11 protein-coding genes are annotated in these 14,039 nt (G+C 33.2%); 10 read left to right on the top strand and 1 reads right to left on the bottom strand.

Annotated features, from left to right (window positions below):
* From J7K39_00165 to J7K39_00200, 8 genes are all read left to right on the top strand, one after another.
* On the top strand, positions 1 to 501 hold a 501-nt coding region (locus tag J7K39_00165; GenBank protein ID MCD6178293.1), incomplete at its 5' end, for a hypothetical protein.
* Positions 489 to 743, top strand: coding sequence for an acyl carrier protein (locus J7K39_00170; GenBank protein ID MCD6178294.1), 255 nt, complete (start codon positions 489 to 491; stop codon positions 741 to 743). The genes J7K39_00165 and J7K39_00170, both read left to right, overlap by 13 nt.
* 9 nt (positions 744 to 752) lie before the next feature.
* Entirely contained in the window at positions 753 to 1,946 is a 1,194-nt protein-coding gene (locus J7K39_00175; GenBank protein MCD6178295.1) for a beta-ketoacyl-[acyl-carrier-protein] synthase family protein, read from the top strand.
* 1 nt (position 1,947) lies between these two features.
* Positions 1,948 to 3,003: a hypothetical protein gene (locus J7K39_00180; GenBank protein MCD6178296.1), complete on the top strand. Its 1,056-nt coding sequence runs from the start codon at positions 1,948 to 1,950 to the stop codon at positions 3,001 to 3,003.
* On the top strand, positions 2,997 to 3,749 hold the full coding sequence (locus J7K39_00185) for a polysaccharide deacetylase family protein (GenBank protein ID MCD6178297.1): 753 nt from the start codon (positions 2,997 to 2,999) through the stop codon (positions 3,747 to 3,749). The genes J7K39_00180 and J7K39_00185 overlap by 7 nt, the downstream gene beginning before the upstream one ends.
* Complete coding sequence (locus J7K39_00190) at positions 3,733 to 4,221, top strand: DUF2141 domain-containing protein (GenBank protein ID MCD6178298.1); 489 nt, start codon at positions 3,733 to 3,735, stop codon at positions 4,219 to 4,221. The genes J7K39_00185 and J7K39_00190 overlap by 17 nt, the downstream gene beginning before the upstream one ends.
* Positions 4,211 to 4,864, top strand: a complete 654-nt coding sequence (locus tag J7K39_00195) for an outer membrane lipoprotein carrier protein LolA (GenBank protein ID MCD6178299.1) — start codon at positions 4,211 to 4,213, stop codon at positions 4,862 to 4,864. Before J7K39_00190 ends, J7K39_00195 begins: the two co-directional genes overlap by 11 nt.
* Before the next feature lie 69 nt (positions 4,865 to 4,933).
* The gene (locus tag J7K39_00200; GenBank protein MCD6178300.1) at positions 4,934 to 6,805 is read left to right on the top strand and encodes an endonuclease; all 1,872 of its coding nucleotides are present in this window, start codon (positions 4,934 to 4,936) and stop codon (positions 6,803 to 6,805) included.
* Positions 6,806 to 6,869: 64 nt separating this feature from the next.
* Here the strand turns inward: J7K39_00200 and J7K39_00205 are convergent, their stop codons facing one another.
* The gene (locus tag J7K39_00205; protein ID MCD6178301.1) at positions 6,870 to 9,413 is read right to left on the bottom strand and encodes an ATP-dependent Clp protease ATP-binding subunit; all 2,544 of its coding nucleotides are present in this window, start codon (positions 9,411 to 9,413) and stop codon (positions 6,870 to 6,872) included.
* Between the two features lie 253 nt (positions 9,414 to 9,666).
* On the opposite strand from J7K39_00205, the gene gyrA reads away from it, so the two are divergent.
* Both gyrA and J7K39_00215 read left to right on the top strand, forming a co-directional pair.
* Positions 9,667 to 12,225: a DNA gyrase subunit A gene (gene gyrA, locus J7K39_00210; protein ID MCD6178302.1), complete on the top strand. Its 2,559-nt coding sequence runs from the start codon at positions 9,667 to 9,669 to the stop codon at positions 12,223 to 12,225.
* A 32-nt stretch (positions 12,226 to 12,257) separates the two neighbouring features.
* Positions 12,258 to 13,388, top strand: a complete 1,131-nt coding sequence (locus J7K39_00215; GenBank protein ID MCD6178303.1) for a tetratricopeptide repeat protein — start codon at positions 12,258 to 12,260, stop codon at positions 13,386 to 13,388.
* The last annotated feature ends 651 nt before the right edge of the window (positions 13,389 to 14,039 follow it).

Here is a 14,039-nt window from a genome sequence, read left to right on the forward strand (position 1 = left end):
CCGAAATACTTCAAGATGGATGCTTTAAGTAAATTAGGATTTTTATCTACAGAAGTTCTTTTACAAAATCGTTCACTAACAGAAATCTATAAATCGGAGAAAATAGGAATTATTGTGGGGAACTCTGCCTCAACTTATATTATGGATTCAAAACATCAGGCAAGCTTAGATGATAAAGAATCTTATTTTCCAAGTCCGGCAAATTTCGTTTACACTTTACCAAATATTATGACAGGCGAAATTTGTATCCGACATAAATTCAAAGGAGAAAATGCCGTATTTATAAGCGAAGAATTCGATACTGAATTTATTTATAAATACACAAATAAATTACTTATTGATAATAAATTAGATGCTACTATCGTTGGCTATGTGAATATTGATAATGATGATTATGAGGCATTTTTAATGCTTGTTGAGAATAAAGAAGGAGAAATATTTGACTTAAATACACTTAAAGAAACATACACAAAATACAAATTATTAACATGGATAAATTAATTCAAGAATTAAAAAAAGAAATTATAGAAGCCCTTAATTTGGAAGATATGGAGCCGGATGATATTGATGCCGATGAAGCTTTATTTGGTGATGGCTTAGGACTTGATTCTATTGATGCTCTGGAACTTATCGTTTTACTCGAAAAAAACTACGGAATAAAGATTGAGAATCCAAAAGATGGAAAAACAATCTTTCACTCCGTTAAAACAATGGCCAATTATATTCAATCTCGACAAAAATAAATAGAACTTATGGTAGATAGGATTGCAATTACCGGTATAGGTGTTGTTTCGGCACTTGGACTTAATGTAGAACAAAATTTTGATGCTTTACTTAAAAGTCAATCCGGGATTAAAGCAATTCGTATCCTTAATACCATCCATAAGGGAGAATTACCGGTTGGTGAAATTCCCTTTACCGATGAGGAATTGACTCAGAAACTTGGATTTACTTTCAACAAAGGTTGGAGTAGAACGAGTTTAATTGGATTACTTGCTGCACGCGAAGCTTGGAATCAGGCTAAACTTTCTAAGGACTATAAAAGTAAAAAAGGACTCGTATCGGCTACCACAGTCGCAGGAATGCGAAAGAGCGAAGAGTTTTATTGCGATTTTATTAAGAATGGGACAGGGGAAGACTTTATCAGTACTCACGATGCCGGCGATAGCACCGAAAAAATTGCAGATGATTTAGGAATAAAAGATTACCTGACAACTATTTCTACAGCTTGTTCGTCTTCAACTAATTCCATTATGCTTGGGGCTCGCTTACTTAAGAATAGGGTTCTTGATAAAGTCTTGGTAGGTGGCATGGATTCTCTCACAAAATTCACTCTTAACGGCTTTAATAGTTTAATGATTTTAGACAAACAAAATTGTCGTTCTTTCGATGATAATAGAGCCGGATTAAATCTTGGTGAAGGGGCTGCATTTTTAGTTTTAGAAAGAGAATCGGAGGTGGACGACAAAGCAATCCTGGGCTATGTTGTGGGCTACGCAAATGCCAACGATGCTTATCATCAAACAGCATCTTCGCCGGAAGGGAAAGGTGCTGCTTTAGCAATGAGTAAAGCACTGAAAATGGCAAAACTAAAAGCCGAGGATATTGATTATATCAATGCTCACGGAACAGCAACTCTGAATAATGATTTATCTGAAGGTCTTGCTATAGAAGAAGTTTTTGGTAAAAAATTGCCAAAAATAAGTTCTACAAAACCTTTTACAGGTCACACACTTGGAGCAGCCGGAGTTATTGAATCGGTTTTTTCTATATTAGCTTTAAAACATCAGCTTATTTATCCCAATTTAAACTTTAAAACACAAATGAAAGAATTGAATTTCAGTCCGGAAACAGAACTTCTCCGAAATTTAAAACTAAATTTTGTTTTGTCCAATTCATTTGGTTTTGGCGGTAATAACTCTTCTATTATTTTTGGAAAGCATTAATATGGCAATATACATCAATGGCATAGGTTCAATTTCTCCACAAGAGACAAAAGATAATTCTACTTTCCTAAGTAATATTATTGAATATACAAACGCTTTTTTGCCAATTCTTGAACCACCATATAAAGAATATATTCCACCTAAGAATTTACGCCGAATGAGTAAAATTATTCGGAATAGCATTGTAGCTGCACACATTTCTATGAAGGATAGTAATTTGGAAATGCCCGATGCTATAATTACCGGAACAGGTTTAGGTTGTGCGTTGGATACTGAAAAATTCTTATCAAATATGACTGAGAATAAAGAAACTTTTCTCACTCCAACCAGTTTTATTCAATCTACTCATAACACCATTGGCGGAAGTATTGCTCTTGGTTTGGCTTGCCATAATTACAATATGACTTATGTGCATAGGGGATTTTCTTTTGAAACAGCTTTGCACGATGCTAAAATGATGCTTGATGATGGTGAAATAGAAAATGCTTTGGTTGGTGGTTTTGATGAGATGACCGATAAACATATAATTTTACTAAAATCTATTTGGAGTCATCAAAAGGATGGGGTTTCTAATTTACAGCTAAGAAATCCTGAAGAAGATGGAACAATAATAGGACAGGGGAGCAACTTTTTTGTCTTAGAAAAAGAAAAAAAATTATCGTCATACGCCAAATTGCTCGACCTAAAGTTTTTTTACAAACCCGATTCTGTTATTGAAATAATAGAGGAGTTTCTGAAAAATAATAAGCTAAATACAAAAGATATCGACCTTGTAATTATGGGTTATAATGGAATTTCATCAGAAACAGAAGTCTATGATGCGGTGAGTGATCATCTTTTTCCTAAAACAACAATTGCTTGGTTTAAACATTTATGTGGTGAGTTTTATACTGCTTCAGCTTTTGGAACTTGGATGGCAGCTCAAATACTTCAAAAACAATATATTCCAAAAAGTGTTATTTATAAAGGAGGAACGCCTACTAAACTTCATAATATACTGCTTTACAATCAGTTCCAAAAGAACGAACATAGTTTAATATTGTTTTCACAATGTTAAATTACAAGAACATAAATTGGCTTTTATTAATTAGCGAATTAATAATATTATTGTTAGTTAACCTTCGCTTAATCAATCCTTTATACCTTATTTTACCTTTTTTAATTTATCCGTTATTTCTAGCTTACGGTTCAGCCTTTATAAAAGCCGATTTCTACTTCAAATCGTTAAAAAAACTATCTAATAATAGAGCTGTTTTATTAACTTTTGATGACGGTCCCAATCCTGAAATTACGCCTCAAATACTTAATCTTTTAGATGAATATGATAAAAAAGCCGTATTCTTTTTAATAGGTGAAAAAGCAAAAAAATATCCCGAATTAGTAAGAGAAATTTATCAGAGAGGTCATATTATAGCTAATCATTCTTTTACTCATGAAAAATGGTTTGATCTACGCTCCAACTCAGTGATGACAAGAGAATTGAATCAAACTTCTACTATATTGGAAGATATTATTGGAGAAAAAATAGTTTACTTTCGTCCACCATACGGTGTTACTAATCCAAATTTAAAAAAAGCTTTAAAAAACACTAAACTTAAAAGTATTGCATGGTCATTCCGGAGTTTTGATACCGGAAAGCAAAGTGCAAAAGAAATAAGCCAAAGAATAAGAAATAAAGTTAGGGGAGGAGATATTTTACTTTTTCACGACAATAGAGAAAAATCTGTTGAAACGCTGAAAATAAGTATGCCTTATTTAAGTACTTTTGAACAAGGAGATATTAAAAATGAAATTTTTTATTAAGAGCCTTTTTATAGTATTATTTCTGATAGTGGTTGAAAGTTCAAATGCACAAAATGCTTCTATTATCGTCGAATTAAAAAATATAGAAAATCTTAGGGGAAACTTACTTATTTCACTTACCAATGATTCTCTTCAATTTGCAAATTTTAATATAAACACAAAATGTAAGCTGAGAAAAATTGCCGTTAAATCTTCAAATGAAACACTAATTTTCAAGAACTTAAACTCCGGATGGTATGCCATTGCAGTGTTTCAGGATTTAAATGGAAATGATTCGCTTGATATTAGAAAATTTAAAATTCCGGCAGAACCTTTTGGTTTTTCAAATAATGCTTTAGCTAGATTTAGACCTCCTTGGTTTAAAGACGCTCGTTTTTATGTTGATAAGAACAAAACAACTAAGCAAGAAATTATATTGGTCAATCGAAAACCAAGAAAAATTAAATCTGATACTTTAAGAAATGAAAAATAATATCTTTTATATAACTATACTTTTCTTTTTAATTCCTACACTTGCTATGAGTCAGGACAGGAAAGAAATTAGTAAAGAAGAGCAGTCTGAAATTAGTGCTACTTTAAATGCTTTTACTCGAAATATCTCAAGTATCCAAGCCAATTTTGTTCAGGAAAAGGTTTTTAGTTTTATGGAAGATAAACTTATAGCTCAAGGTTTGTTTTTGTTTGTCAGCCCCGATAAAATTCGTTGGGAATACCAAAAACCCTATCCTTACATTATTATTATGAGTGATGGTAAGATGCAGGTAAACGATGAGGGTGATATGTATTCGATGGATATGCGTTCAAATCAGCTTTTTCAGCAAATGAACACTTTAATAACTAAAAGTATAAAAGGGGAATTACTTTCAGAAAGTATGGATTATGATCAAACTTTTTATAAAGATGATCAATATTATATTGTAAGCTTTTCACCAAAAAATCCTCAATTAAGAAACTATTTATCAGCCATAGAAATTTACTTCTCTAAGGAAAACGGTCAGGTTTTAGCATTAAAAATGATAGAAGCCGCCGGAGACTATACTTTCATAAAATTTTACAAACGTATTGAAAATATGGATATTAACCCTGATTACTTTAAGCTTTTCTACAAGCAATAAAAACCATGTAAAACAATATTAAAATTTCTTACATTTGCCTCTTATTTTTTAAATTAATTGCATCTATAAATGAAAAAGCTATTACTACTCTTTATCAATCTCTTATTTGTCAGTTTAATCTATGCTCAAATACCTACGGGCTATTATGATAATGCACAAGGGCAAAGTGGAGCACAACTCAAAACCACACTCTATAACATAATTAAAAATCATAGTGCACAATCATACACTCCGGGAGTATGGAATGCTTTTTATACAACAGATAAAAAGGCAAACGGAAAAGTATGGGATATGTATAGCGATGTTCCGGGAGGTACTCCTGCTTATGAATGGACTTTTGGAACCAATCAATGTGGTTCTTATACAGGCGAAGGTAGTTGTTACAACCGTGAGCATAGCTTTCCAAAAAGTTGGTTTTATGAAGACGCACCTATGGTTACCGATTTATTTCATATTTACCCGACAGATGGTTACGTAAACGGAAAACGTAGTAACTATCCTTTTGGTGAAGTTAGTGATCCTTCCTGGACATCTACTAATGGTTCTAAATTAGGTTCAAACAGTACAGCCGGATATTCAGGAACTGTTTTTGAACCCATTGATGAGTATAAAGGCGATTTTGCTCGTACTTATTTTTATATGGCAACACGTTATGAAGATGTTATTAGTAGCTGGAGCAGTGTAGTATTAGACGGGTCTACTTATCCTGTTTATGAAGAATGGCATCTTGATTTATTAATCAAATGGCACGAACAAGACCCTGTTAGTCAGAAAGAAACAGACAGGAATAATGCTGTTTATGACATCCAGCATAATCGTAATCCCTTTATCGATCACCCTGAATATGTTGCTGCTGTGTGGGGAACTGCTACAACAGCACCAAATATCGGAAATATATACAACCAGCCATTACAGCCTTCAGCTAGCGAAGCAGTTACAATTTATGCTACAATTACTGACGGAGGAACAATTACCGGCGCGACATTAAATTGGGGTTTATCAAGTGGTTCCTTAACAAATCAAGAAGTAATGCAAGCCAATGGCGATGTTTATTCTGCAGATATTTCTGCTCAGTCAGCCGGAATTACGGTTTATTATTCAATATCAGCTACTGATAACGATACAGAAACAAGTTCCTCATCAGAATATAGTTATACTGTTGCAGCACCTGCCGGAGTAACATTATTACCTATTAACGAAGATTTTGAAAATGGAGACCTAGGGATTTTTTCAAGTATAAATGTTGTTGGAAATGATCAATCGTGGATACGTTATACATATAGCGGAACGGGAAATTCTTATGCTAAAATGTCGGGATGGAATGGAAGTGGAGCAACACCAAACGAAGATTGGTTAGTAACTCCTCAAATAGATTTTGATTCATATATCAATGAATCATTGTCTTTTAAAACATCAATGAATTATGTTGATGCAACAACAACTTTCCAAATACTTTATTCCGATAACTATTCCGGTTCAGGAGATCCTAATTTAGCTGATTGGACTGATTTGTCTGATCAGGCCTATTTTTCAACAGGAGACTATACTTGGGTTGAATCCGGTACTATTGATTTATCTTCCATTACAGGAAACGAAATAACTTTTGCCTTTAAATATACTTGCGGAACAGAGTCTGAAACTTGGCAGTTAGATGATATAAATATCACAGGAACAGCTGTTGGTGTCGGTATTGAGGATGATATAGCATTTCAATCTATTTCTGTTTATCCAAATCCTGCAAAAGAATGGATTCAATTAAAAGGAACTGTTTCTCTTAATTCTAAATTAGTAATCTATAATTATCTTGGACAAGTAGAATTAGAACAAAACGTAAACAGTAACGACAAACTAAATATTAGTTTCTTAAATTCAGGAATTTATATTTTGCAAATAAAAGATATGGACTCAGATATTCAAAATTTCAAATTGATTATTCAATAAAATAAGAATTAGAGGACTTAAAAAAAGCCTGTTCCGAAATATTCGGAACAGGCTTTTTTGTGAGTTATTTTTTCTTAGATCGAGGTTTAGTAATCTTAACTTTTAGAAGATCAGTCTTTTTATCAAAATCAACCTTAATTAAGTCACCCTCAGACAATTTAGTATTTATAATCTCTTCTGCTAATTCATCTTCTATATATTTCTGAATAGCACGTTTTAGTGGTCTGGCTCCGAAATGGGGATCCCAGCCTTTTTCCAGTAGAAAATCCTTGGCTTTTTCGGTTACTTTAATCTTATAACCCATTTGTCCAATACGAGAGTACAAACCTTGTAGTTCAATATCAATGATTTTATGAATATCATCACGTTCAAGACTTTCAAAAATAATAACATCATCAATCCTATTCAGAAATTCCGGTGCAAAAGCACGTTTAAGAGCATTTTCAATCACTCCTGCAGTGTTTGCGGCTCTTCCTTTTGCTTTTGTTGAAGTATTGAAGCCAACACCACTACCAAAATCTTTTAACTGACGAGAGCCTATATTGGAAGTCATTATAACAATGGTATTTTTAAAATCCACTCTACGTCCAAAACTATCGGTTAACTGTCCATCATCTAAAACCTGAAGAAGTAAGTGAAAAATATCTGGATGTGCTTTTTCTATTTCATCCAAAAGGATAATAGAGTAGGGCTTACGTCTTACTTTTTCTGTTAACTGACCACCTTCTTCGTAACCAACGTAACCCGGAGGAGCTCCAACCAATCGAGAAACAGCAAATTTCTCCATATACTCACTCATATCAATACGAATTAAAGTATCGGCAGAGTCAAACATATTTTGGGCTAACATCTTAGCTAAATATGTTTTACCAACGCCTGTAGGACCCAAGAAAATAAATGTACCTATGGGTTTATTTGGATCTTTTAATCCGGCACGATTCCTACGAATTGCTTTTACTACCTTTTTTATTGCATTATCTTGCCCAATAACAGAAGCCCTTAAATCGTCTTCCATACTTATTAACTTATCGGTTTCATTTTGAGCAATACGCTGAACGGGAATCCCTGTCATCATTGCAACAACCTGAGCCACTTCTTCTTCACCAACAATTTCGCGATTAATCTTTGAGTTTTCTTCCCATTCACGTTTAGATATAGCTAACTCCTCACTTAATTTTCTTTCGCTATCGCGAAGTTCAGCTGCCAATTCAAATTTTTGTTTTCCTATAGCCTCTTTTTTCTTTGATTTAACAAGTTCGATATTATTTTCTATTTCAATAATATTTTGTGGAACATTCATATGTGTAATATGAACACGAGCACCTGCTTCGTCTAAAGCATCAATAGCCTTATCCGGTAAAAACCTATCACTCATATATCTGTTTGTAAGCGAAACGCAAGCTTTTAAAGCATCGTCGGTATACTTTACCAAATGATGGTCTTCATAACGATCTTTGATATTTTGTAAAATCGTTATTGTTTCTTCAGGATTAGTTGCTTCAACCATTATCTTCTGAAACCTTCGTTCTAAAGCTCCGTCTTTCTCTATATGTGTTCTGTATTCATCTAATGTAGTTGCACCAATACATTGAATCTCACCACGCGCAAGCGCAGGCTTAAACATATTAGATGCATCCAAAGAACCCGAAGCATTACCGGCACCAACAATAGTATGTATTTCGTCTATAAATAGAATTATTTCGGGATGTTTTTCCAGTTCGTTTAAAATAGCTTTCATCCGCTCTTCAAACTGACCACGATATTTAGTTCCGGCAACAATAGATGCCAAATCTAAGGTAAAAACACGTTTACCAAAAAGAGCTCTGGATACTTTTCTATTTACAATTCGTGAAGCCAAGCCTTCTGCTATTGCCGATTTACCAACACCGGGTTCGCCAATTAAAATTGGGTTATTCTTTTTTCTTCTACTTAATATTTGAGCAATACGCTCTAATTCTTTTTCGCGTCCAACAATAGGATCCAAACGATTTTCTTCTGCCTGACGTGTTAAATCACGACCAAAATTATCCAAGACAGGAGTGGAAGATTTCATTTCATCGGCTTTCTTAGACGATGATTTAGGGTTCTCCTTTCTATATTCGGGCTTATCAAGAGGCTCATCTTCAATCTCACTCGTAAAAAACTCAGGAGATTTATCTTCTGTTTTTGAAGAATTATAAAACTGAGCCAGCTCACTATACGCTTTTTTATAATCTAAGCCATTACTTTCTAATAAATGAGTGACTATATTATCTTGATTTTTTAATATTGCAAGCAAGAGATGTTCTGTTCCTACTAATTCGCTTTTAAAGAGTTTCGCTTCCAAATAAGTTAATTTTATTGTTCGCTCTGCCAACCTTACAAAGGGAATACCCTCTTGCGGAGGTATTAATCTATCTGTATTTTTTATCGACTTTTCAATTATACTTTTTATTTTATTTAAATCTATGCCCATTTCGGACATTAAATGAAAAGCAATACCTTTTCCTTCTCTTAGTATTCCAAGAAACAGATGTTCAACTCCAATAGACTCATTTCCAAGTTTTATGGCTTCTTCACGACTAAAGGAAAGGACATCGCGAACACGTTGTGAGAATTTAGCTTCCATACTTTATTTTTGTATAAATTTTTATTAGTTCAAATCTAAGCACAAAAATAGTGGTAATTCTTTTGCGGACTACATTTTTTCAACATAAACTTGTTAAAATTATCCTTATTTACCATATCAAAAACCATATTTTTTCAATAATAAATCGTATCTTCGCACCCTATTTTCCTATGCTAATTTCGGCATAGAAAATCGCCTTTTAAAGCCTACTTAAACGGTAAGTTAAACGGTGAAATAACTAATTTTAAATACTATGAGTGAAGGAGAAAGAATAGTTAAGGTAAACATTGCCAATCAAATGAAATCGGCTTATATCGATTACGCTATGTCTGTAATTGTTTCACGTGCTTTACCCGACGTACGAGATGGCTTAAAACCTGTCCACAGACGAGTTCTTTTTGGTATGTTGGATTTAGGAGTACTTTCAAATAAGAGTTATAAAAAGTCTGCTAGAATTGTTGGAGAAGTATTAGGTAAGTACCATCCACATGGCGACTCCTCAGTATATGATGCTATGGTACGTATGGCGCAAGAATGGTCATTACGTTATCCACTTGTTGATGGACAAGGAAACTTTGGTAGTGTCGATGGTGATAGTCCTGCTGCTATGCGTTATACCGAAGCTCGTTTACGTAAGATTTCAGAGGAATCTCTCGTAGATATTGAAAAAAATACTGTCGATTTTCAAAATAACTTTGATGATAGCCTTAAAGAGCCTACTGTTTTACCAACACGTATCCCTAATTTATTAGTAAATGGAGCATCGGGTATTGCTGTTGGTATGGCTACCAATATGGCACCTCATAATCTTAGCGAAGTTATTGATGGTATCTTGGCTTATATAAAAAATAACGACATTACTATTAGTGAACTTATGCAATATGTTAAAGCTCCCGATTTTCCAACAGGAGGTATAATATATGGTTACGATGGAGTTATTGAAGCTTTTAAAACCGGAAGAGGAAGAATAGTAATGCGTGGCGAAACTAATCTGGAAGAAATTAGACCGGGTAAAGAAGCGATTATAGCAACTAGCATCCCATATCAAGTTAATAAATCGGAGATGGTTAAGAAAATTGCCGATTTAGTTAACGATAAAAAAATTCTTGGAATATCCGATATTCGAGATGAAAGTGATCGTAATGGTATGCGTATTGTTTTTGAATTGAAAAGAGATGCTAATACTAATGTGGTACTGAATAAGTTATATCAATATTCGGCACTTCAAACATCTTTTAGCATTAACAATATTGCTCTTGTTCACGGACGTCCTATGATGTTGAATCTAAAAGATATGATTCATCATTTTGTAGAGCATCGTCACGATGTGGTTATCCGTAGAACTCAATACGAATTAGATCAAGCAGAAAAAAGAGCTCATATTTTAGAAGGATTAATTATTGCTTCCGATAATATTGATGAGGTGATTAAAATTATTAGAGCTTCTAAAAATGCTGATGATGCACGAACTAAATTAATAGAACGTTTTAACCTTTCCGATATTCAATCTCGAGCTATTGTAGATATGCGCCTACGCCATTTAACAGGCTTAGAACAGGATAAATTGCGTGCTGAATATGATGAGATTATTAAACTTATCACTCATTTAAAAGATATCCTTGCCAATATTGAGATTCGAATGGAAATTATTACTCAAGAACTTATTGAGATTAAAGAAAAATACGGAGACGAACGTAGAAGCAAGATAGAATATTCAGCTGCTGATTTCCGCATAGAAGATACTATTCCTGATGAAGAAGTAGTTATTACTATTTCTCATGCCGGCTATATTAAACGTACTGTTCTGACTGATTATCGTGTTCAAAATAGGGGCGGGCGCGGTGCAAAAGGTTCTTCTGTTGGAAAAAACGAAGATTTTCTTGAGCATTTATTTGTAGCAAGTATGCACGATTATATGCTATTGTTTACAGAGCAAGGTCGTGTATTCTGGCTTCGTGTATTTGAAATTCCCGAAGGAAGCAGAACAACAAAAGGCAGGGCTATTCAGAATATTATTAATATCCCTACAGATGACAATGTAAAAGCTTACCTTAATGTTAAGGATATCAAGAATGAAGAGTATGTTAAAAATAATTTTATCATTCTAGCAACAAAAAAGGGAATTATCAAAAAAACATCTTTGGAAGCATACAGCCGTCCACGTGTTAATGGCATAAATGCTATTACAATTAAAGAGTTTGATACCTTATTGGAAGCTCGTTTGACAAATGGCAAAAATGAAGTTATTATTGCAAGTAAAGCGGGACGAGCAATTCGTTTTAACGAAAAACTTGTACGTGCAATGGGACGAAATGCTGCTGGTGTAAGAGGAATAAAATTACAAAACGAAAAGGATGAAGTTATCGGAATGATTTGTTTAGATCGCCCTGATTTCGATATCTTAGTTGTTTCTGAAAATGGTTACGGAAAACGTTCTAAACTAGACGACTATCGCGAAACAAATAGAGGAGGAAAAGGAGTTAAAACACTAAATATTACAGAAAAAACAGGTAATGTTATTGCCATTAAAAATGTTACCGACTTAGATGATTTAATGATTATTAACAAATCGGGAATTTTAATTAGAATGGCTGTTGGAGGTGAACATAATGCAATTCGCGTTATGGGTCGTAATACACAAGGTGTCAGACTAATAAAGATATCTGAAGGCGATTCTATTGCTTCAGTTGCTAAGGTAGAGCAGTTTCAGGCTGATGAGGATGAAGAAAATAACAAAAAAGATGATGGCACAATAATTGAAGATACAGAGTCTACTAATGACTCCGAAACGGACGAAAATACAATAATTTAAAAAATAAAGAAGAAATAATTAATTTATACAAGATGAAAAAGATTACAGTTTTATTAGTATTTATATTTTCAATCTCATTGATTGCAAATGCTCAAAATAGTAAAAGAAATGCGGCTAAATCCAAACTTAATGCGGGCGATTTGGTAAAAGCTAAAGAATTAATAGATTTAGCTGTAAATCACGAAAAAACTAAAAATGATACCAAAACTTGGTTATATTATGGTCAGATTTATGCCCAAATAGGTGCAAATACAGATGAAGCTATTAAAAGCTTGGACACAAATGCATTAGAGAAGTCTTTAGAAGCTTATAAAAAAGCAAGTAAATTAGACGAAAAAAATACTTTATATCTTGATTTATCAACTAATGTACTTCAGCTGGCAAATACTTTTTACGCAAATGGCGTTGCTGCTTACGAAGCAAATTCTTTTGAAAAAGCAATAGATCTATTTGACAAAGCAACTTATACTAACGAAGTTATTGATATTATCGATACTCTAACAATCTATGCTTCAGCATTATCAGCTTCAAGTGGAGAAATAAACGATATAGCTAAAGAAAGATATGCTCAACTAATTGAAATGGGATATAATAAGGCAAACATTTACAGTGAACTTGCTAATGTTTATAAAAAAGAAGAAAATTTTGAAAAGGCAGAAGAAGTTCTTAGAATGGGCCGTGAAAAATTCCCTAATGATAATACTATTCTTATTGCAGAGATTAACATTTTGTTAGGGCAGGGTAGATTTGATGAAGTTATTAGTAAATTGAAAAAATCTATAGAACTAGAGCCTGAGAATGCCAGTCTATATTTAGCTCTTGCAGATTCTTATAAAGAAGTAAAAGATAGTGATAATGCCGTTTTTTATTACAAAAAAGCATTAGAAATTAATCCCGATTACTTTTTAGCATTATATAATTTAGGACATATTTATTATACCGTTGCTTTTGATTTATATATAGAAGCTAATGAGCTATCGTTTGACGAAACTGATAAATATAATGAATTAATGGAAAAAGCCAATATATCTTTCTTAGAAGGATTACCATATTTTGAACGTGCATATGCTATTAATCCAGAAGATGGCGATGTTTTAAAAGCCTTGCGTCAAATTTACACATCTACTAAGCAGATGGATAAGCTTAAAGAATTAAATAATTAATAAGATACTTTTGATTATAGGGGATAGATAAATTCTATCTCCTTTCTTTTTAAATAATCTATTTAACATAATATTAATTATGAGGCATTTAGTAGCAAAGTCCGTAATACGAAGTATTTTACATAAAATCAGATATAGGACGCTTTTCGAGTTCTATATCGTTAGATTTTATGTAAAGGAATTTGCGCCTCGTTTTATGAAGTCCATAATACGAAGTATTCTACATAATCAGATATAGGACGCTTTTCGAGTTCTATATCGTTAGATTTTATGTAAAGGAATTTGCGCCTCGTTTTATGAAACCCGTAATACGCACGCAGTATTTTTCAAATCAAATATAGAACGCCCACGCATTCTATATCGTTAGATTTTATGTTAAGGAATTTGCGCCTTGTATTATGAAGCCCGTAATACGCGCGCAGTATTTTTCAAAAAGAATTTTTAAACGATTCTCAGCGATTCTCAGCGATTCTATATTATCTGGTTTTCTGAACAACAATCCAATCATAATTAATCTTTCTTTTCAAATAGTCTTTTAAAGACTCCAATCCAATTTCCTTTCTTCGCTGATCTACATACTCCGGATCAACAATTGGAAATGGTTCTAGGTTTCTATTTTCATCATAACGAAATTGCATCCCGTAAATCTGA

This window comes from Bacteroidales bacterium, assembly GCA_021157585.1.
Taxonomy (GTDB): Bacteria; Bacteroidota; Bacteroidia; order Bacteroidales; family UBA12170; genus UBA12170.

What these genes read in the sequence shown, in the direction of transcription:
- J7K39_00170 (MCD6178294.1), top strand. Translation starts at nt 489, where the DNA reads ATGGATAAATTAATTCAAGAATTAAAAAAAGAAATTATAGAAGCCCTT.
- J7K39_00175 (MCD6178295.1), top strand. Translation starts at nt 753, where the DNA reads ATGGTAGATAGGATTGCAATTACCGGTATAGGTGTTGTTTCGGCACTT.
- J7K39_00180 (MCD6178296.1), top strand. Translation starts at nt 1,948, where the DNA reads ATGGCAATATACATCAATGGCATAGGTTCAATTTCTCCACAAGAGACA.
- J7K39_00185 (MCD6178297.1), top strand. Translation starts at nt 2,997, where the DNA reads ATGTTAAATTACAAGAACATAAATTGGCTTTTATTAATTAGCGAATTA.
- J7K39_00190 (MCD6178298.1), top strand. Translation starts at nt 3,733, where the DNA reads ATGAAATTTTTTATTAAGAGCCTTTTTATAGTATTATTTCTGATAGTG.
- J7K39_00195 (MCD6178299.1), top strand. Translation starts at nt 4,211, where the DNA reads ATGAAAAATAATATCTTTTATATAACTATACTTTTCTTTTTAATTCCT.
- J7K39_00200 (MCD6178300.1), top strand. Translation starts at nt 4,934, where the DNA reads ATGAAAAAGCTATTACTACTCTTTATCAATCTCTTATTTGTCAGTTTA.
- J7K39_00205 (MCD6178301.1), bottom strand. Translation starts at nt 9,413, where the DNA reads ATGGAAGCTAAATTCTCACAACGTGTTCGCGATGTCCTTTCCTTTAGT.
- gyrA (MCD6178302.1), top strand. Translation starts at nt 9,667, where the DNA reads ATGAGTGAAGGAGAAAGAATAGTTAAGGTAAACATTGCCAATCAAATG.
- J7K39_00215 (MCD6178303.1), top strand. Translation starts at nt 12,258, where the DNA reads ATGAAAAAGATTACAGTTTTATTAGTATTTATATTTTCAATCTCATTG.